Annotated in this window: 19 protein-coding genes; 12 read left to right on the top strand and 7 right to left on the bottom strand. The window is 67.7% G+C overall.

The genetic code is table 11. From position 1 onward, the window contains the following. Window positions 1-194: 194 nt before the first annotated feature. Window positions 195-413, bottom strand: coding sequence for a hypothetical protein (locus tag ACZ54P_RS24935; protein ID WP_465463966.1), 219 nt, complete (start codon window positions 411-413; stop codon window positions 195-197). A gap of 78 nt (window positions 414-491) precedes the next feature. On the opposite strand from ACZ54P_RS24935, the gene ACZ54P_RS24930 reads away from it, so the two are divergent. Genes ACZ54P_RS24930 through ACZ54P_RS24920 form a run of 3 tightly spaced genes read left to right on the top strand, consistent with a single transcriptional unit; the run spans window position 492 to window position 2,712 of the window. Beyond that, entirely contained in the window at window positions 492-1,055 is a 564-nt protein-coding gene (locus ACZ54P_RS24930; RefSeq protein WP_465463965.1) for a TetR/AcrR family transcriptional regulator, read from the top strand. Beyond that, on the top strand, window positions 1,055-1,885 hold the full coding sequence (locus ACZ54P_RS24925) for an MBL fold metallo-hydrolase (protein ID WP_465463964.1): 831 nt from the start codon (window positions 1,055-1,057) through the stop codon (window positions 1,883-1,885). The genes ACZ54P_RS24930 and ACZ54P_RS24925 overlap by 1 nt, the downstream gene beginning before the upstream one ends. Next, complete coding sequence (locus ACZ54P_RS24920; RefSeq protein WP_465463963.1) at window positions 1,882-2,712, top strand: MBL fold metallo-hydrolase; 831 nt, start codon at window positions 1,882-1,884, stop codon at window positions 2,710-2,712. The genes ACZ54P_RS24925 and ACZ54P_RS24920 overlap by 4 nt, the downstream gene beginning before the upstream one ends. A 248-nt stretch (window positions 2,713-2,960) precedes the next feature. On the opposite strand, the gene ACZ54P_RS24915 is transcribed toward ACZ54P_RS24920, so the two are convergent. From ACZ54P_RS24915 to pdxH, 4 genes are all read right to left on the bottom strand, one after another. Next, complete coding sequence (locus ACZ54P_RS24915; protein WP_465463962.1) at window positions 2,961-4,343, bottom strand: APC family permease; 1,383 nt, start codon at window positions 4,341-4,343, stop codon at window positions 2,961-2,963. A 95-nt stretch (window positions 4,344-4,438) separates the two neighbouring features. Further along, window positions 4,439-5,029, bottom strand: coding sequence for a DUF3558 domain-containing protein (locus ACZ54P_RS24910; protein WP_465463961.1), 591 nt, complete (start codon window positions 5,027-5,029; stop codon window positions 4,439-4,441). Window positions 5,030-5,053: 24 nt separating this feature from the next. Continuing rightward, on the bottom strand, window positions 5,054-6,337 hold the full coding sequence (locus ACZ54P_RS24905) for an MFS transporter (protein ID WP_465463960.1): 1,284 nt from the start codon (window positions 6,335-6,337) through the stop codon (window positions 5,054-5,056). Between the two features lie 157 nt (window positions 6,338-6,494). Beyond that, complete coding sequence (gene pdxH, locus ACZ54P_RS24900; RefSeq protein ID WP_465463959.1) at window positions 6,495-7,175, bottom strand: pyridoxamine 5'-phosphate oxidase; 681 nt, start codon at window positions 7,173-7,175, stop codon at window positions 6,495-6,497. Window positions 7,176-7,416: 241 nt separating this feature from the next. Between pdxH and ACZ54P_RS24895 the strand changes: the two genes are divergently transcribed. Further along, window positions 7,417-9,090, top strand: coding sequence for a purine-cytosine permease family protein (locus ACZ54P_RS24895; RefSeq protein WP_465463958.1), 1,674 nt, complete (start codon window positions 7,417-7,419; stop codon window positions 9,088-9,090). Window positions 9,091-9,152: 62 nt separating this feature from the next. Here the strand turns inward: ACZ54P_RS24895 and ACZ54P_RS24890 are convergent, their stop codons facing one another. After that, entirely contained in the window at window positions 9,153-9,524 is a 372-nt protein-coding gene (locus ACZ54P_RS24890) for a hypothetical protein (protein WP_465463957.1), read from the bottom strand. A gap of 394 nt (window positions 9,525-9,918) precedes the next feature. Between ACZ54P_RS24890 and ACZ54P_RS24885 the strand changes: the two genes are divergently transcribed. Genes ACZ54P_RS24885 through ACZ54P_RS24855 form a run of 7 tightly spaced genes read left to right on the top strand, consistent with a single transcriptional unit; the run spans window position 9,919 to window position 16,730 of the window. Then, window positions 9,919-10,926, top strand: a complete 1,008-nt coding sequence (locus ACZ54P_RS24885) for an ABC transporter substrate-binding protein (RefSeq protein WP_465463956.1) — start codon at window positions 9,919-9,921, stop codon at window positions 10,924-10,926. Then, complete coding sequence (locus ACZ54P_RS24880; protein WP_465463955.1) at window positions 10,923-11,882, top strand: ABC transporter permease; 960 nt, start codon at window positions 10,923-10,925, stop codon at window positions 11,880-11,882. The genes ACZ54P_RS24885 and ACZ54P_RS24880 overlap by 4 nt, the downstream gene beginning before the upstream one ends. Continuing rightward, window positions 11,879-12,667, top strand: a complete 789-nt coding sequence (locus ACZ54P_RS24875; protein ID WP_465463954.1) for an ABC transporter ATP-binding protein — start codon at window positions 11,879-11,881, stop codon at window positions 12,665-12,667. Before ACZ54P_RS24880 ends, ACZ54P_RS24875 begins: the two co-directional genes overlap by 4 nt. Before the next feature lie 2 nt (window positions 12,668-12,669). After that, complete coding sequence (locus ACZ54P_RS24870) at window positions 12,670-15,336, top strand: sensor histidine kinase (protein WP_465463953.1); 2,667 nt, start codon at window positions 12,670-12,672, stop codon at window positions 15,334-15,336. Next, complete coding sequence (locus ACZ54P_RS24865) at window positions 15,333-15,758, top strand: roadblock/LC7 domain-containing protein (RefSeq protein WP_005156032.1); 426 nt, start codon at window positions 15,333-15,335, stop codon at window positions 15,756-15,758. The genes ACZ54P_RS24870 and ACZ54P_RS24865 overlap by 4 nt, the downstream gene beginning before the upstream one ends. 20 nt (window positions 15,759-15,778) lie before the next feature. Beyond that, window positions 15,779-16,159 carry a DUF742 domain-containing protein gene (locus tag ACZ54P_RS24860; RefSeq protein WP_465463952.1) on the top strand — a complete coding sequence of 127 codons (381 nt, stop codon included), beginning with the start codon at window positions 15,779-15,781 and terminating at the stop codon, window positions 16,157-16,159. Further along, the gene (locus tag ACZ54P_RS24855; RefSeq protein WP_465463951.1) at window positions 16,137-16,730 is read left to right on the top strand and encodes a GTP-binding protein; all 594 of its coding nucleotides are present in this window, start codon (window positions 16,137-16,139) and stop codon (window positions 16,728-16,730) included. The genes ACZ54P_RS24860 and ACZ54P_RS24855 overlap by 23 nt, the downstream gene beginning before the upstream one ends. Window positions 16,731-16,803: 73 nt before the next feature. On the opposite strand, the gene ACZ54P_RS24850 is transcribed toward ACZ54P_RS24855, so the two are convergent. Further along, window positions 16,804-17,424 carry a TetR/AcrR family transcriptional regulator gene (locus tag ACZ54P_RS24850; protein WP_465463950.1) on the bottom strand — a complete coding sequence of 207 codons (621 nt, stop codon included), beginning with the start codon at window positions 17,422-17,424 and terminating at the stop codon, window positions 16,804-16,806. Between the two features lie 91 nt (window positions 17,425-17,515). On the opposite strand from ACZ54P_RS24850, the gene ACZ54P_RS24845 reads away from it, so the two are divergent. Then, window positions 17,516-18,607: a lipase family protein gene (locus ACZ54P_RS24845; RefSeq protein WP_465463949.1), complete on the top strand. Its 1,092-nt coding sequence runs from the start codon at window positions 17,516-17,518 to the stop codon at window positions 18,605-18,607. Window positions 18,608-18,656 lie beyond the last annotated feature (49 nt).

Here is an 18,656-nt window from a genome sequence, read left to right as displayed (position 1 = left end):
GGGCTTGGCGGCGGGGTTTGGTTGTCTTGGGTTCGGGGGTGGTTGGGGGTGGTCTTTCGTTTCCCACCCCAACCCCCCCCCCACGACCGCGCCCAAATGCTCATCGCCGGAATCAAGGAGATCCGCGGCGACGACTGCGGGAATCGCATGGCCGTCCGATCCCGGCGGTGACACCCACGCGGGCTCGTGGCCACTCAGCGACCACAACACCCCCAGGCCATCCACGCGGACAGCGGACGGCCGGCGGACGGATTCACCACTCTCCTGCGGTGCTCGATCGACCGCGCGTCGACCAGCAGTTCGCGGCCGATGCGGGTCGCATCCAACCCGCCGGCGTGCACGAGTTCACGCACGCGCTCTCGCGAAATGTCCGGAACCCGCGCCACCGGGAGCCGATCGGCCGAGTTCGCCATGGCCACTCCCTCGGGGACGGTCGACTTGCCATCTCACTTACTAGACCGGTCGTCATAGTTTGAGCTACAGTCGGTCGCATGGTCCGCCGCACCGACACCCGGCAGCGCATGCTCGATTCCGCCGCCGAGCTCTTCCACCAGCAGGGTTACCACGCCACCGGCCTCAACCAGCTCGTCGCCGCCGGCGGCGCGCCCAAGGGATCGCTCTACTTCCACTTCCCCGGCGGCAAGGAGCAACTCGCCGCCGAGGCGATCAGCCAGTCCGCCGAACGCCTCTGCGACACCTTGCGCACGATCGTCGCGAACTCCCCCGACGTCGTCACCGCTGTCGAGAACGTCGTCGACGCGCTGGCGACTTCGCTGGAGGAGTCGGATTTCCAGCGCGGGTGTCCGCTCGCGACGGTCGCGCTCGACGCGTCGGGTGAGAGCGAAACGATCCGCCAGGCCTGCGCCGACGGCTACACCTCCTGGCACACGGTCATCGCCGGAGCGCTGAAGACCGACAAGGCGGAGCACCTGGCGACCGTCGTCCTCGCCACCATCGAGGGCGGCCTGCTGCTGGCCAAGACGTTGCACGACACCGCGCCGCTGCGCGCGATCGCCCCCCACCTCCGCACCACCCTCGAACGGGAGCTGCCCTGATGCGCGTCCACCACCTCAACTGCGGAACCCTGCGACCCCTCGGCGGCAAACTCGTCGACGGCAGGCCGGGGCTTTTCCGCCGCGCGGAACTGATCTGCCACTGCCTTCTGCTGGAGACCGAAACCGGGCTCGTCCTGGTCGAGACCGGCGTCGGCACGCCGACCGTCACCCGCCCGGCGGAATGGCTCGGCGCCGGTTTCGTCCGCATGGTGAACCCGGTCGGCGACGACGACCTCAGTGCCACCACGCAGATCCGCAAGCTCGGCTTCGACCCGGCCGACGTGCGCGACATCGTGCTCACCCACCTCGACCTCGATCACGCGGGCGGACTCGTCGACTTCCCGCAAGCGCGGGTCCACGTCCACGCCCGCGAACTCCAGGCGCTGGAGAAGCCGATCGACCGGAAGGAGGCGAGCCGCTACCGGAAGGTCCAGTTCAGCCATGGTCCGAACTGGAAGTCCTACCGCGCCGACGGCGAGCCATGGTTCGGCTTCGACGCCGTTCGTGAACTCGAGGGTGTCCCGGACGTCCTGATCATCCCGCTCGCCGGGCACACCCGCGGACACGCCGGGGTCGCGGTCGACACCGGCGACGGCTGGCTGCTCAACGCCGGGGACGCCGTCTTCCACAACGGCGAACTCGAGCAAAAGCCTCACCTTCCCTTCGCGTTGGGGTTTTTCGAGTCGTACATGCAGACGGAGAAGACGGCACGACTGGACAACCAGCGCCGGCTGCGCGAACTTGTGAGTAACAACGGTGACGAGGTGACGGTCTTCGCCGCGCACGACGCCACCGCATTCGAGCGGCTCAGCCAGAGGAGCAGGATATGAAGGTCCACCACCTGAACTGCGGCACGATGCGCGCGCCAGGAGGGAAATTGCTCGACGGCCAGCCGGGACTGCTGCGCCGCTCGGAGATGGTGGCGCATTGCCTGCTCATCGAGACCGGCGACGGGCTCGTGCTAGTGGACACCGGATTCGGCCGTCAGGGCGTCGCCCGGCCGGGTGACTGGCTCGGCACGCCGTTCACCCTGATGGTCGGCGCGAAGCCGGTGGAGGAGGAGACGGCCGCCCATCACGTCGAAGCGCTCGGTCACGCACTGGAGGACGTGCGGCACATCATCTGCACCCACCTCGACGTCGACCACGCGGGCGGGCTCGCGGACTTCCCGAACGCCGTCGTGCACGTCCGCGCCGCAGAGCACGACGCGGCGACGTCACCGGCCAATCAGAGCGAGAAGCTCCGGTTCCGCGCCAACCAGTTCGCCCACCGTCCACTATGGAGCAAGTACGACGAAGCCGGTGACGAGTGGTTCGGTTTCCAGGCCGTCCGCGAACTCAAGGGCCTGCCGCCGGAGATCCTGCTGGTACCGCTCGCGGGGCACACCAAGGGCCACACGGGAGTCGCGGTCGACACCGGTGACGGCTGGCTGCTGCACGCGGGTGACGCGTACTTCTTCCACGGTCAAATGGACCCGGTGAAGCCGCACTGCCCGCCGGGGATGACCGCGTTCCAGAACATGGTGCAGACCCTGCGCAAACCCCGGCTGGAGAACGTCGAGCGGCTGCGCGAGCTGAGCCGAGAACACGCCGACGAGGTCACCGTGTTCTCGGCACACAGTCCGGTGGAGTACCAGTCGCTCAGCCGCGTGTCGTGAGTGATTCGGGTCGTTAGAGCCAAGGGTGTTTTAGGTGCCTACGGCGGGTGAGTCCCTCACAGTTCCCTTCACGCTCAGCCGAGGAAACTCGACCTTCACACCTTCCCCAGGACGTGATGGCCCCCTTCCTTGCGCCAGGCGCAAGGAAGGGGGCCATCACGTACTTTCACGCAAGGCCGCACGCCACGAGTAGGTACCTAAGAGACGGTTCGCTAGAACGACCCGAATCACTCACGACCAGGTACCGGTCAGCCGACCGGCGGCTCGACGGGCTGCCGGTCCTCTTCCTTGTGCGTGGCCCGCATGATCAGCCAGTTGACACCCCACAGCACGATGCCCACGCCCAGCAGGATCGCGGCGACCTTGTAGTCGCGGGCAGGCCGTCCGGACAGCGGCGTCACCAGGTAGACGCAGAAGATCGTGGCCAGCACCGGGATGATCGTCGGCGCACGGAAATGCTTGTGCGCCGCCTTTTCCTTGCGCAGCACCAGGACCGCCACGTTGACGATGGCGAACACCGCCAGCAGCAGCAACGCCGTGGTCCCGCCGAGGACGCCGATGTCCACCGTGGACACCAGGCCGATGGCGATGAGGCTGGTGAACACGATCGCCACCCACGGGCTGCGGCGGAACGGGTGCACCGTGCCCAGCTGCTTCGGGATGATCCGCTGGTTCGCCATGCCGTACAGCAGGCGGCTGGCCATCAGCATGTTGATCAACGCCGAGTTGATCACCGCGAAGAGACCGATCGCGGAGAAGATTTCCCGGGGGAAACCGGGAGCGCCGACGTCAAGCACCTTCAACAGCGCGCCGCTCTTGGCCGCCTCCAGATCATCGGCGGGCACCAGCAGCGACGAGGTCACCGACACCATGATGTAGATGGTCGCGGCGATGACCATGCCCCACAGCATCGCCTTCGGGAAGATCCGGACGGGGTCCTTGCACTCCTCGGCCATGTTCACCGAGTCCTCGAAACCGACCATCGCGAAGAACGCCAGCGACGTCGCCGACGTGATCGCCACCAGCATCGTCTGGTTCTCGGTGTCGAACTCGACCAGCCGCGACGCGTCCCCGTTGCCGTTCAGCACCGCCCACACGCCGACCCCGATGATGATCAGCAGACCGCTGATCTCGATGCAGGTCAGCACCAGGTTGGTCTTCACCGATTCGGAGACCCCGCGGAAGTTGATCAGCGCGAGACCGAGCACGAACAGGATCGCCACCAGCGGCATCGGCGCGGGGATGAATTCGTCGAGATAGGTCTCTCCGAAGGCCTTCGCGGCGGATGAGGCGGACGTGATCCCCGAGCACATCACCGTGAACGCGACCATGAAGGTGAGGAAGCGGATCTTGAACGCCTTGTGCGTGTAGAGCGCCGCCCCCGCCGCCTGCGGGTACTTCCCGACCAGCTCCAGGTAGCTGAAGGCGGTCATGATCGCGATGATGAACGCGATCAGGAACGGCAGCCACAAAGCGCCGCCGACCCGACCGGCGACCTGCCCGGTGAGGGCGTAGATGCCCGTCCCGATGATGTCCCCCACCACGAAGAACAGCAGGAGCTTGGAACCCATGACCCGTTTGAGGCTCGGCTGACCGGTTGGCCCGGTCTGTTCTGTTGTCGTGTCCGCCATGCGGCAAGAGTGTGCCGTATCACGTCTGTGGCCGACAGTCCGGTTTGGTCAGTTCTTCGTCACGGGTTGGCGGAACGCGCTTTGGGGTAAATCGCTCAGTTGGCGTCGACCGCGGTTTTCACCAGCGGGACCATCATCTCCTGCGTCATCTTCATCGGCCCGGTGTAGTTGAGCAGCACCGGCACGTCGTTCACGAGTTCGGCGGCCGCCAGCGTCGCGGTCTTGTTCTCGTCGGTGTAGTAAACGGCGCCCTCACCGACACCTGTGACGTCCTTCGCGCCCGGCTTCGCCTTCTTCAGCGCGGCGACCATCTCGGCGGGTTTGATCTTGTTGCCCTCGAAGCGGGTCACCGCGAGCGCGCCGATCTGCTTGCCGGCGGCGGAATAGACGCAACTCTTGGCCTTGCCGCCGTTGGCGGCGTTGTCCTGCACCGGTCCCGGCGCCGAAGTGACGCCCTCGAGCGAGACGGCCTTACCGACGGCCTCGGCGGGCAGCAGCGCGCACGGCTCCTTCGAACCGGCACCACCGGTGGGGGCGGCCGAGGAACTCGGCGCGGCGGAGGGCGGCGGAGCGGGAGCCTGGCTCGACGGCTTGGCCGCGTTGTCCGACTTCTGGTCCCCGGACGAACAGGCGGTGACGGTCGCGATGACAGCGGCGAACAGGATGATCGCCCGTGAAATACGCATGGGCCCGACGATAGCCCGGACGGCTCAGTCAGCCGGGGCCCGGTACCGCCAGAACGACGGGATCAGCAACGCCGCCGCGATGACCAGCACGATGACCAGTATCCCACCGCCCGAAGCCGCCGCGGCCGTGCCGACACCGGCCGCGGCCCAGCCGTGGGTGAGGTCGGCGATCCGCGGCCCGCCCGCGACGACGACGGTGAACACACCCTGCAGCCGTCCGCGCATCTCATCGGTGGTGGCGACCTGCAGGATCGCCATGCGGTAGATCGCGCTGACCATGTCGGCCGCGCCGGCGAGCGCCATGAAGAAGACGGCCAGCCAAAGCGACTTCGCGAGGCCGAAGCCGACGATGGCGGCGCCCCAGACACAGATGGCGATGATGACGCCGAGCCCCTGCTTGCGAATCCTGGTCAGCCAGCCGGAGAAGAGACCGATCAGCATCGCGCCCGCCGGGAGCGCGGCGTACAGCCAGCCCAGTGCCGGGCCGCCACCCGGCGGGTCGCCGAAGGTGCGTTCGGCCATCTCCGGGATCAGTGCGCGCGGCATCCCGGCCACCATCGCGATGATGTCGACGAGGAACGAGGCCAGCAGGATCTTCTGCTTCGCCAGATAGCGGAATCCGTCGATGATGTCGCGGATCCCGGCGCGGCGCGCGATCTCGCCGAGCGGCGGGATCGGGGGCAGCTTCCAGACTGCGATGAGGGTCAAGGTCAGTGCGATGACGTCGATCAGGTAGAGCGTCGAGAGGCCGAGGACCGGGATCAGCGAACCGGCGAGCAGCGGGCCGAAGACCGCGCCGAAGGTGGCCATCGTGCTGCTCAGCGCGGTCGCGGGGGCGATCAGGTTGTCCGGCACCAGCCGGGCGACCACTGCACTGCGGGTCGGCATGTTGACCGCGAAGAACGCCTGATTGACCGCCAGCAGGACGAGCACCAGCCAGACCGAGCCGATGTTCAGGAACGCCTGGAGCCACAGGACCGCCGAGGTGACGGTGACCCCGACGTTGGTGACGATAAGGAGTTTGCGCCGGTCGACGGCGTCCGCGATGGCGCCGCCCCAGAGGCCGAACACGAGGAGCGGGACCAGGGCGACCAGACCGGTCAGGCCGACATACGCCGACGAACCGGTGAGATCGAAGACCTGTTTGGGGACCGCGACCGCGGTGAGCTGGGAGCCGATGGCGGTGACCGCGGTGGACAGCCACAGGCGACGGAACGCGGGGATCTTGAGCGGCCGGGTGTCGACGACGATCGAACCGAACAGCTTGCGGACGCCCTTGCGCTGGTCAACCCCCACGTCGTCACTCACAACCCGACAGCTTAGCCGCGCTAACTAACCAACCGCACGCGATTTGAGTCACCGCGTCACGCGGCGCGCCGCCGTATGTCATGAGGGGTCCCCATAGGACGAAATTTGCCCTATGGGGACCCCTCATGACGCTTCGGGATAAGCGCCCTGACCAAAATTACGGCGCGACGCGCTCGATCTGCCAGCCGTCGTCGGTCCGGACGTAGCGGAGCCTGTCGTGCATGCGGTCCTCGCGGCCCTGCCAGAACTCGACGACGTCGGGCCGGATGCGCCACCCGCCCCAGTGCGGCGGGAACGGGATGTTCTCGACGTCGGCGAAGCGGCGCTCGATGCCGTGCAGCGCGGTCTCGAGGGCACGGCGGCCGTCGACGACGCGGGACTGCGGCGAAGCCCAGGCCCCGAGCTGCGAACCTCGCGGCCGCGACTTCCAGTACTCGGCGGTCTCGGCGACGTTGACCTTCTCCACCTCGCCGCGCACGTGGACCTGACGCTGCAGGGGGTACCACGGGAAGGTGACCGACGCGTAGCGCGTCGCGGTCAGGTCATGGCTCTTCGTCGACGTGTAGTTCGTGTAGAACACGACGCCGCGTTCGTCGAGGCCCTTGCACAGGACTGTCCGGGAGGACGGCCTGCCTTCCGGGTCGGCCGTGGCGAGCACCATCGCGTTCGGTTCGGCGACTCCCGCGGAGACGGCCTGGTTCAGCCAGTCCTGCAGCTGCGCGAACCATGTTTCCGCCAGCGCGGACTCGTCGAAGGCGCCTCCTTCGTAGGCCACTCGCATTCCGGGCAGGCGCACGACGGCGTCGTCGTCCACGCCATCCTTGATCTCCGGCATCATCCGCCAAACCTCCGTACCAGGTCAGGGCATCTGTGACTTCGGCTTTGCCGCCGACGGTATTGCCTCGGACGCGGCGGCGAAACCCACTGAACGGTGACTCCCGCCACCCGGGCGCGGTCATCAGTGTGTAACCGCTGTACCGCAAGCCGTAACCCCTCGGTTACCTGCTGGACCCTGATCGATAAAGGCCGGACCTACTTTCGGCGTGCTCTCCTTCCCCCACCACCACGGAGGCAGGTTCATGACCGGCACGCTGCCCATCACCGGCACTCCGAAGCGCACTTACGCCAAGCTCCCCGCCAACGAGAATCGCGAGGACTACTCGCTGCGCTTCGCCCCGCACTCGTTCCGCCGCTGGTCGCCGTTCGCCGTCGCGACGACGGCGCTGGGCGGAATCGCCTACCTCGCCGACTTCGCGATCGGCGCCACCATCGTCCTCTCCTACGGGTTCACCTCCGGCGTGCTCGCGATCCTCGCGGCGGCTCTGGTCATTTTCGTGACCGGTGTCCCCATCGCGCACGCGTGCGCGAAGTACGGCGTCGACATGGACCTGCTGACGCGCGGAGCGGGCTTCGGCTACTTCGGCTCGACGCTGACGTCGCTCGTGTACGCGAGCTTCACCGTCATCTTCTTCTCGCTCGAAGGCTCGATCATGGCGCAGGCGTTGGAGCTGGCCTTGAGCATCCCGCTGCCGATCGGCTACCTGCTCTCGACGCTGATCGTCCTGCCGTTCGCGCTGTACGGGATGGGCGCGGTCGCGAAGATGCAGGCCTGGACCCAGCCGCTGTGGATCGCCGGACTCGTCCTCCCGTTCGTGGTGGTCGCGATCCGGGAGCCGGGCAAGCTCGCGGAGTTCGCCTCGTTCGGCGGCACCGACGGCGCGGGCTCCGGCTTCTCGGCGATCGGGTTCGGCTTCGGCATGGGGGTCGCGCTGTCGCTGATCGGGCAGATCGGCGAGCAGGCCGACTACCTCCGGTTCATGCCGGAGAAGACGGACTCGAACAAACGGGCCTGGTGGGGCGCCGTCCTCGCGGCGGGTCCCGGCTGGGTCGTGCTCGGCGCCGCCAAGCAGATCGGCGGCGCGCTGCTGGCCTTCCTCGCCCTCGGCGTGGTCGGGAAGGCACACGCGCTGGAGCCGATCGCGCCCTACCTGGAGGCGGTCAAGCCGGCGCTCGGCCCGGCGGCGCTGACCTTCGCCGCCCTGTTCGTCGTGGTCAGCCAGATCAAGATCAACACGACGAACGCCTATTCCGGATCGCTGTCGTTCGCCAACTTCTTTTCCCGGGTATTGCACCGCCACCCGGGCCGGGCCTGGTACGTCCTGGTGAACTGCGGGATCGCACTCGCCTTGATGGAATTCGGCGCGTTCGCTTTCCTGAACAAGATTCTCGGGTTCTACTCCAACGTGGCAATCGCCTGGATAGGCGCGGTCTGCGCGGATCTCGTCATCGTGAAACCGCTCGGCCTCTCGCCGAGGTACATCGAATTCAAACGGGCTTATCTCCCGAAGATCAATCCGGTCGGATTCGGCTCGATGATCGTCGCTTCCACCCTTTCGATCATCGCCTATTTCGGCGCTTTCGGGCAATTCCTTTCCGCATTCAGTCCGCTGCTCGCCTTGGTCGTCGCGATGGTGCTCGTCCCGGCCATCGCCATCGCCACGAAGGGCAAGACCTATCTGGCCCATCCTAATTCTGTCATTCGACAGAAATTATCCTCGGCGGAACTCCGCGCGACACATATCTGCACGGTGTGCCAGGACGAGTTCGAACTGCCCGACATCGCCGACTGCGCGAAGCAGTCCGGAGCCATCTGCTCACTGTGCTGCACGCTCGACGCGACCTGCCACGATCTGTGCCAGACAGCGGGACCGGTCGACCTGCCGATGCCCACGATGCCGACGGTCCGCCCGTGACACGCGGCGAAGGCCGCCGCCGGAAACCGGGCGGCGGCCTTCGCTTCTCCAAGGTCGCGTTGTCAGTTCGTGACAGTGAACTCCGCGCGAACAATCCAGCCCCAGCAGTCGTAGGTCGCCGTGTACCGACCTGGCACCGTCCCCACGGGACCGTCTCCCCGCAACGCGACCCCGATTCCGCCGGTGCCGCCATCTCCTACTACCCGCAAGGGAATCGGCGCCGCGAGCCCGTCCGCGACGAGGGTCGTCGCGAGCTCCCCGGCACCCGAAGGGCGCAGGCAGTAGATCTCCGCGGTCACCGTCCCACCTGCGACGACGCTGCCCGGACCGAGGACGAGACTGGACGGTCTGGTCGCGTTCGCCGGTCCCGCTCCGACCATCGTGGACACGAGCGCGGCCACCGCGACGCACAACGCGGCCGAACGAAATTTCATCTTCCACTCCCTCCCGATCGGCCGGCTGGGATTCACCGGCCACCTGGTGGACGCGCGCCGCCGTGCCCCGGGTTGCCCGGTGGCCGAAACCTCGCCCCTTGGGGCGAAACGGGCCGGATTTAGCAGAATGTGACAGCAAATCGAGCAAAGAGCCGATGATCACACTAGGTAGACCTTGCGCCGCTCGATAGGATCGCCGCCGAGGGCAACGGGGTGATCACCTCTATACAGAGTGTTTAGAGGTTCAGGGTGGGACGGCCGGGTGTGCGGCTGCTCCGTCCGCTTATTGCCGGCCGTACTTCCGCCAGGGAGTTCGACGCCGGTCGATCACTCCTGCGCTCGAGCCACCGGAACTTTCTACGCCCGTGTTACTCCCCTTCCCCAGGAGTGCGTTGTGATTTCCCGTTCCCGCCGTCTCATGACGGCGTTGCTGTGCGCCATTTCGCTGGCAGGCGTAACAGCCCTTTCGGCTTGTTCGGACACCAGCACGGCCGCTTCCGGCACCAAGGTCACCATCGGTTACAGCGCTTGGCCGGGCTGGTTCCCGTGGGCGGTGGCCCAGGAAAAAGGTCTTTTCGAGAAGAACGGCGTGAACGTCGACCTGAAGTGGTTCGACAGTTACACCGAAAGCATCAACGCACTTTCCTCCGGCGCGATCGACGCCAACAGCCAGACCCTCAACGACACCCTCGCCTCGGTGAGCGGTGGCGCGAAGCTGTCGGTCGTCCTGGTCAACGACAACTCCACGGGCAACGACAAGATCATCGCCCGTGAAGGGATCACCGGCGTCGCCGACCTCAAGGGCAAGAAGGTCGCCGTCGAGCAGGGCACCGTCGACCACTACCTCCTGCTGCTCGCCCTGCAGGAGGCGAAGCTGACCGAGAAGGACGTCGAGCTGGTCCCGCTGCTGACCGACGCCGCCGCGGCCGCGTTCGTCGGCGGGCAGGTCGACGCCGTCGCCGCGTTCGCCCCGTTCACCTCGAAGGCGCTCGAACGCCCCGGCAGCCGCGCGATCGCGACGTCCGCCGAGTTCCCCGGTGCCATCCCGGACCACCTTGTCGTCTCCGAGAAGATGTCGAAGGAGCGCAAGAAGGAGGTCCAGGCGCTGGTGACCACCTGGTTCCAGACGATCGACTGGATCAAACAGAACAGGGCGGAGGCCGTCCAAATCATGGCGAAGCGCGGCGCCGTGTCGACGGACGAGTACAAGTCCTACGACGCCGGCACCACGATCTTCACCAAGCAGCAGAACCTCGACGCGTTCACGCCGGGCGTCACGCCCGCGCATCTGAACTTCCAGGCGGGCAGGATCGCCGACTTCATGGTCTCCACCGGGCTGGCCCCGGCCCGGCCGAACATCGACGGGCTGTTCGACGACCAGTACGTCAAGTCGGTGCCGTGAGCACCACGGACTCGGCGCGTTCGTCCGTTCAGCGGACGGACACCGCCGAAGAGGCCGAAGCGCGTCGCCTCGACGACGAGCAGCGGCTCGCCGAAGCGCAGGAGGATCGACGGCGAGGCGGCGCGCGGCCGGATTGGTCGCCGCTGCCCCGCCGGGCGGGCCTCAAACCGAACGCCTCCCCGCTGTTCTCCCTCCGGACCCCGATCCCCTCGGGGTGGCGGTGGACGCTGGCGGTGCTGTCGTTCGCGATCCCGCTGCTGATCTGGGTGACGCTGAACGCGCTGGGCGTCGTCAACCCGACGTTCCTGCCGACGCCGGTCGCGGTGCTCGAAGCCGGGCTGAAGATGATCGAGTCGGGCGAGCTGTTCACCGACCTTTGGGCGACCACCCAGCGGGTGCTGCTCGGCTTCGGGCTCGCTGTGCTCGTGTCGGTGCCGCTCGGCATCGTGATGGGGACCTTCAACGCCGGACTGGCGCTGTTCGAACCGGTCATCGCGATGCTGCGCTACCTGCCGGCGAGCGCGTTCATCCCGCTGCTGATGATCTGGCTGGGCCTCGGTGAGCCGTCGAAGGTCGCCGTCCTGTTCCTCGGCACGGTCTTCTTCAACACGCTGATGACCGCCGACGCCGTCCGCGGGGTGCCGCGTTCGCTGATCGACGTGTCCTACACGCTCGGGGCACGGCGCGGTGAGGTGCTGCGCAAGGTGATCGTCCCGCACGCGCTGCCCGGCATGATCGACGCGACCCGCGTCAACGCCGCGGCCGCGTGGAACTTCGTGGTGGTCGCCGAGCTGATCAACGCCACCGCCGGACTGGGCCTGCGGATCATGCGGGCACAACGATTCACCCAGACCGACCGGATCTTCGCGCTGTTGATCGTGATCGGCCTGCTCGGCCTGATCATCGACATCGCGCTCCGGCAACTACGGGCGCGGGTCGGGAAGTGGGCGGCGTGACGCTGGAACTCAAGGGCGTCGCCAAGGACTACGTCGCCGGAGGCAAGACCAACCGGGCACTAGACGGGATCGATCTCGACATCGCGCGCGGCGACTTCGTCTGTGTCGTCGGCGCGAGCGGATCCGGCAAGTCGACCCTGCTGTCGCTGATCGCCGGGCTGACCGAGCCGTCCGAGGGGCTGATCACCCTCGACGGCGACGCGGTGACCGGGCCGGGCCCGGACCGCGGACTGGTGTTCCAGCACGGGGCGCTGTACCCGTGGCGCACGGTGGAGAGCAACGTCGCGTTCGGACTCGAACTGCTGAGTCTCGACAAGGCCGAACGCACCCGCCGGGTGGACTGGTATCTCGAGGAGACCGGGCTCGCCGGGCTGCGGAAATCGTTGCCCAAAGAGCTTTCCGGTGGGCAGCAGCAGCGGGTCGCGATCGCGCGGGCGCTGGCGTGCGAGCCGGAAGTACTGCTGCTCGACGAACCTTTCGGTGCGCTGGACGTCCAGACCAAAGAGGACATGCAGGTCCTGATCCGCCGGATCTGGACCGACACCGGAACGACGGTGCTGATGGTGACCCACGATGTCGAAGAGGCCGTGTTCCTCGGCAGGCGGGTCGTGGTGCTGGCGTCGGATCCGGGCCGGGTAGCCGCCGATATCGTGGTCGATCTACCGGGTGAGCGTGACCTCTCGGTCAAACGCGCACCGGAGTTCCTCGCGCTGCGCGCGTCCATCGAAGACCTCGTCCGGGAGCAGCACCGCGGGCATCTCGGACGGAGTCGAGGAGAAAGGTGACCATGAGACACGGGAAAACGCGGCCGGAGCGCAAGCCGCGCTCCGGGTTTCTCGCCCACCTCGGCATTCGGGGCAAGCTCAACCTGCTCCTGATGTTGCCGCTGACCGCGGTGGTCCTGGTGTCGGTGCCTTACGTCGCCGGGGAAGTCGATGACGCCCGGTCCGCCCGCACCACGGCCGACGTCGCGGCGCAGGCCCGCGCACTGGGCGCGCTGGCGTGGGAGCTGCAGCGGGAACGGTTGTTGACGGCGCACTACATCGCGTCGACGTCGGCGGGCAGTGCGGCGATGGTGCGGCAGCAGGGCGTCGTCGCCGACACGGTGAATCAGGTGCGTGCGCAGCTGAGTTCCGACGCGCCGGAAGAGCTCGCGGCCGCGCTGGTCCGGATCGGTTCGCTGGACGAGATCCGCGCGAACGCGCTCCGGCGCGGCGCGTCACTGGACAGCGTGGCGCGGACGTACCACGCGGTGATCGACGCGGTCATCAACGCGCTTCGCCTGGTGCCACAGCAGACCAGTGACGCGGAGGGCACCCGTCAGCTGACGGCGCTCGACGCGCTGCTGCGCGCGAACGAGGAGAACTCGTTGCGCGGTATGGCGTTGATCATCGTGCTGGTCACCCCCGAATCCGGGGAGCCGGTGCTGGACGACGCGAAACAACAGGCGTCGCTGTTCCTCGAACGGTTCGTGCAGCAGGCCGACGTCACGCAGTCCACCGACGTCGTCGCGGTCGACCAGGGCGAGACGGGCCGCCGGGTCGACGCGCTGGAAGCCAAGCTCCCACAGGCCAGGACGCCGCAGGCCGTACAGGGGATGTTGCCGGACATCCTCGGCGCCGTCGAAGCGCAGTCGAACCAGCGACGGCTCGTCCAGGACGAGGTCACCGCCGGCATCGCCGACGCCGCGACCGCGCGAGCCGACGCCGCGCAGAACCTGGCGTGGACGATCGGTATCGGCGCGGGTGTGCTGTTCCTGCTGGTCGGCGGGCTCGCGATCGCGGTCAGCCGGTCGATCGCGGATCCGCTGCGGAGGCTGACCACGGCGGCGACTTCGGTCGCCGACCTCGCGAGTACCGAACTGGTCCGCGTCTCCGACACCGAGCAGGACGAAGAACTCGCGCCGCGGCTGGCCACCATCGATGTGTCCTCTCAGGACGAACTCGGGAAGCTCGCCGCGGCGTTCAACCGGGTGCAGGCCACCGCGGCCGAACTGGTGGAACGGCAGGCCGTCACGCGGCGCAACGTCGGTCTCATGTTCGCTAACGTCGCGAAGCGAACGCAGAACCTCGTAGGCAGGCAGCTGGCGCTCGTCGACGAGCTGGAGCGCAACGAGCAGGACGTCGCCCTGCTGGCGAGCCTCTACCGGCTCGACCACCTCTCCACCCGCCTGCGCCGCAACGCGGACAACCTCCTCGTCGTTTCGGGAAACCGCGACGAGGCACGGATCTCCGGTCCGATCGAGCTGTCGACGGCGCTGCGATCGGCGCTCGCGGAGATCGAGGACTACCAGCGGGTCCGGCTCGGCTCGATGGGCGATGTCCTGCTGTCGTCGCCGTTCGGTTCCGACCTGGTGCTGATCTTCGCCGAACTGCTGGAGAACGCGACGTCGTTCTCCCCGCCGGAGTCCTTTGTGGACGTCGGCACGAAGGTCCTTCCCGACGGCTCCTGCCTGATCGTGATCGTGGACCAGGGCATCGGCATGACCGAAGAACGGCTCGCCGAGGAAAACCGGCGGCTGGTCGAACGCGAGCGGCTCGAACTGGCGCCGACCAGTGTGCTCGGCCTGTTCGTGGTCGGCCGCCTCGCGCGGCGGCACGGGCTCAAGGTCGAGCTGACCGAGACCGCGGCCGGCGAGGGCATCACGGCGCGGATCACCGTCCCGCCGAATCTGCTGACCTACCGGGCACCGGTGCAGAAGAGCGTCCCGCCACCGGTCTGGCCGACGGCGGAACCGCTCGACGAGCCCGTCCAGCCTCAACCTCAGTCCCAGCCGCGGAAGAAGACGTCCGCGCGGGAACTGCCGACGCTGGCGATCGCCGGGATGATCCCGCGCGACGGCCAGCCCCCCAAGGACTTCCGGTGGTTCCGTAAGACAGACGGGGAGATCGCGGAGCCGATGCCGGAACCCACGCCGATTCCCGCCCCCGCGCCCGTGTACCAGGCTCCCGCGCCGACACTCACCGCCGATTCCGGGGAGACCCGCGGCGGACTGCGGCGGCGGGTCAAGGGCGCGCAGCTGCCTGGTACCCCCGAAGTACCGTCGCGGCAGAAGTCCAGGCATGATCCTGAGGCGGCCAAAGCGGCCTTCGACGGTTTCGAGGCAGGACTCGCGAAGGCCACTGGGACCACTACTGACACCATGCCGCCCCAGGCTTCGCCGCCACCGGTGAGTCCACCGGCGGGCAACCCGATGCCGATGCCGACCCCGACACCGGTGCCCGCCGCCTCGCGCGGCGGTCTCACCCGGCGGGTCCCCGGTGCCCAGCTGGCGCCGGGCCTGGCGAAGGGACCGGCCGCGCGCCACCAGACCGCGCGGGCGGCACTGAACACCACCAAGCCCAAGGGCATGCGTGACCCCGAGGCCGAGCGTGCCGCGTTCGACGCCTTCAGTGACGGGTTGGAGAAAGCCGTCAACCCGGCGATGGAACAGAGAGAGAAGAGCAAGAAATGACGACCGGAGTCAGCGTCGAAGCCCGGAACTTCAACTGGTTGGTGACGCGCTTCGCGCAGAACACGGCGAGCGCGATGGGCGCGATCGCCGTCTCGGCCGACGGCCTGCTGATCGCGATGTCGTCCGAACTGGAGCGCGCCAACGCCGACCGGCTGGCCGCGATCTGCTCGGCGATGCTCGGCCTGGCGCACGGTGTCTCCGAGAGCCACCCGCTCGGTTCACCCGACAAGATCATCATCGAGCTGGAGCAGGGTTACCTGCTGGTCTGCACGATCAGCATCGGCTGCTCGCTCGGCGTGCTCGCCACCAAACAGGCCAGCCTCGGCACGATCGCCTACGAGATGGCGATGTTCGCCAACCGCGCCACCGAGGTGCTCACCCCCGCGCTGATCGAGGAACTCAAGAAGAGCGTCGGCAGCTGAAAGGACGAGGGGACAAGGGAATGAGCGACGATCAGGTACCTCGCCCCCGGGGTGGCGAGCAGGACATTTCGCTGCTGCGCCCGTATCTGCTCACCGCCGGCCGCGCACAGCCGGTGGACGGCACGCTCGAAATCGAGGCTCAGGTGCTGACGAGCAGACTCGGGGCGGCTTCACAGGCGAGGCTGACCTTCGAACGACGCGAGATCGTTTCCCTTTGCCGGGAAACGAAATCCGTCGCCGAAGTGGCGGCGATGCTCGGCCTGCACATCGGCGTGGCCAGGGTGCTCGTGGCGGATCTCGCCGCGCTCGGTTACGTCGTACTCCGACGGCCGACCGGCACCCTCACCCAGGACCTCGGCATGATCGAAAGGGTCATTCGTGGACTCGAATCAATTCGCTGAACCGGCGTCGGCCAAGCCGCCGACACCGGTCAAGATCGTCATCGCCGGCGGGTTCGGGGTCGGCAAGACGACCACCGTCGGGGCGATCTCGGAGATCAAACCGCTGACCACCGAGGCCGCGATGACCGCGACCGGGGCGGCCGTCGACGACGCGGGCGGAGACGTGCCGTCGAAGACCACCACGACGGTGGCGCTGGACTTCGGCTGCATCACCATCGACGAAGAGGTGAAGCTGTACCTCTTCGGCACCCCGGGTCAGGACCGGTTCGGGTTCATGTGGCACGACCTCGTGCTCGGCGCGCTGGGCGCGCTCGTCATCGTCGACACCCGGCGGCTCGACGACTGCTATCCGGCCGTCGACTACTTCGAGAAGGCCGGGCTGCCGTTCGTGGTCGGGGTGAACGTGTTCGACGGTTCCCTCAAGCACGACCTCGAGGACGTGCGGTGGGCGCTCGCGGTGGGCGACGACGTCCCGTTGATCACCTTCGACGCGCGGCAGCGGCTGTCGGTCCGTGACGCGCTGCTCGCCGTCCTGCACAACACCTTCCGCCGGGCTTCCGCCGCCTCCTGACCCGCGTTTCGTCCTCTGAATGCGGTAGTTGCGCGTGCATGTACCGCGTTCAGAGGACGAAACGCGGGCGTCGTCAGGCCGGCCGGGTGATGGCGGCGAGCATCAGGGCCCGGAGTTCGGCGGCGACGTCGGCGACGGGTAACGGCGGGGTGTGCGCCTGCCACTCACGCAGGAGACCCGTCGCCGCGCCGACGAGCGCGATGGCCGTCAGGTGGTAATCGCGGTCCGGCGCGACGCCGTGCAGGGCGGCGTGCCGGGCTTCGGCTTCGATGAACGCGGCCCACCGGTCGACCCATTCCTGGTGCTGCGCCTCCAAAGCGGCGCTGACACCGACCGCTTCGACGTAGTTCAGCCGCGGCATGCGCGGATCCGACGTCACCGTGCTGACGAAGACGTCGAGCAGCGTCCCGATCCGGGTGACCGCGTCGGCGTCCTTCAGCCGGTCCAGAATGTCGGTGACGTGCTCCAGCGCGAGGGCGTTGATGCGTTCGTGCAGGGTCAGCAGCACCTGCTCCTTGCTTTCGAACTCCTCGTAGAAGTTCCGCGTCGAGACGCCGGCACGCGTGCACAACTCGGTGATCTTCGCCTGCTGGTAGCCCGTCGAGGTGAACAGGTCCAGGGCCGCGGAAAGCAGGCGTTCACGCCGTTCGGCGCGCCGCTGTTCGGGTGCGACCCCGCCGTACGTGCGGGCCACTCGACCTCCCCCGATTCGGTAATAGGGATTGCCAGATGCTACCAACACCGCCTACATTGCGAAAATCTCAATTACCAAACTGGAGGCAACGGTGCTTCGGACAGTTCTGGTCGCAGCTCTCACCGCCGCCCTGATCGGCGCCCCGGCCGCGCAAGCCGCGCCGAGCGCGCCGGGGGACCTCGTCGAATACAAGTCGGTCATCGCCACCGCCCCGGCGAAGGCCTGGAAACTCCTCTACCGCTCCACCTCGGCGACAGGGCAGCCGAACACGGTGTCGGGCATCCTGCTGGTCCCGCACACCCCGTGGACGAACGGGCCGCGCCCGCTGGTCACCTACGCCGTCGGCACCCACGGTCTCGGCGACCGCTGTGCGCCGTCGACGCGGCTGACGAACGGGTCCGAGAACGAAGTCCTCCTGATGAGCCAAGCACTTTCGCGCGGCTGGGCGGTCGTCGTGACCGACTACGAAGGCCTCGGCACCCCGGGCACGCACACCTACGCCGTCGGTCAGTCCGAAGGCCGGGCCGTTCTCGACGCCGCCCGCGCCGCCGCCAGGGTTCCCGACGCGGGACTGTCGAAGACCGGTCCGGTCGGCGTTTTCGGCTACTCGCAAGGCGGCCAGGCCGCGGCGTTCGCGGGTGAACTGCAGCCGTCCTACGCACCCGAGGTCAATCTGGTCGGGGTCGCGGAAGGCGGGGTCCCGGCGGATTTGAACGCGGTACTGAAGTTCAACGACGGCGGTCCGGCGTTCGGCCTGGTCCTCGGCGCCGCTGTCGGCTACGCGACGGCGTACCCGGAACTGCCGTTCAACGACGTGCTCAACGCGAAGGGCGAGCGGACGGTCGCGAAGGTCAAGGAAGCGTGCACCGTCGAACTCGGCGCGGCGGCGCCTTTCGCGCGGCTCAACGACTTCACGACCGTGCCGAACGTTTCGTCCGACCCGCGCTGGCAGGCCCGGCTCGGCGAGAACCTGGCAGGCAAGACCAAGCCTGGCGCGCCGGTCTACCTGTACCACGCGTCGCTCGACGAGCTGATCCCGCTGTCGGTCGGCAAGGGGCTGCGTGACCGCTACCGCGCGCTCGGCGCCGACGTCACCTGGCAGGAATTCCCACTGCTGGAGCACATCGGCGGCGTCTCGGCGGGTGGCCCGGTCGCGATGGCCTGGCTGGGCACGAAGTTCTAGTCACAAGTACGTGAAGGCCCCCTTCATTGCGCCTGGGTACATGAAGGGG

The sequence above is a fragment of the Amycolatopsis sp. NPDC034160 genome (genome assembly GCF_055575355.1).
Note: the sequence above shows the minus strand (reverse complement) of the source record. Positions and strands in the feature narration are given on the sequence as shown.

Bases quoted from the DNA above. Each gene is read 5' to 3' on its own strand.
- ACZ54P_RS24930 (WP_465463965.1), top strand. From the start codon at position 492: ATGGTCCGCCGCACCGACACCCGGCAGCGCATGCTCGATTCCGCCGCC.
- ACZ54P_RS24935 (WP_465463966.1), bottom strand. From the start codon at position 413: ATGGCGAACTCGGCCGATCGGCTCCCGGTGGCGCGGGTTCCGGACATT.
- ACZ54P_RS24915 (WP_465463962.1), bottom strand. From the start codon at position 4,343: ATGGCGGACACGACAACAGAACAGACCGGGCCAACCGGTCAGCCGAGC.
- ACZ54P_RS24870 (WP_465463953.1), top strand. From the start codon at position 12,670: ATGAGACACGGGAAAACGCGGCCGGAGCGCAAGCCGCGCTCCGGGTTT.
- ACZ54P_RS24890 (WP_465463957.1), bottom strand. From the start codon at position 9,524: ATGAAATTTCGTTCGGCCGCGTTGTGCGTCGCGGTGGCCGCGCTCGTG.
- ACZ54P_RS24925 (WP_465463964.1), top strand. From the start codon at position 1,055: ATGCGCGTCCACCACCTCAACTGCGGAACCCTGCGACCCCTCGGCGGC.
- ACZ54P_RS24910 (WP_465463961.1), bottom strand. From the start codon at position 5,029: ATGCGTATTTCACGGGCGATCATCCTGTTCGCCGCTGTCATCGCGACC.
- ACZ54P_RS24865 (WP_005156032.1), top strand. From the start codon at position 15,333: ATGACGACCGGAGTCAGCGTCGAAGCCCGGAACTTCAACTGGTTGGTG.
- ACZ54P_RS24920 (WP_465463963.1), top strand. From the start codon at position 1,882: ATGAAGGTCCACCACCTGAACTGCGGCACGATGCGCGCGCCAGGAGGG.
- ACZ54P_RS24860 (WP_465463952.1), top strand. From the start codon at position 15,779: ATGAGCGACGATCAGGTACCTCGCCCCCGGGGTGGCGAGCAGGACATT.
- pdxH (WP_465463959.1), bottom strand. From the start codon at position 7,175: ATGATGCCGGAGATCAAGGATGGCGTGGACGACGACGCCGTCGTGCGC.
- ACZ54P_RS24895 (WP_465463958.1), top strand. From the start codon at position 7,417: ATGACCGGCACGCTGCCCATCACCGGCACTCCGAAGCGCACTTACGCC.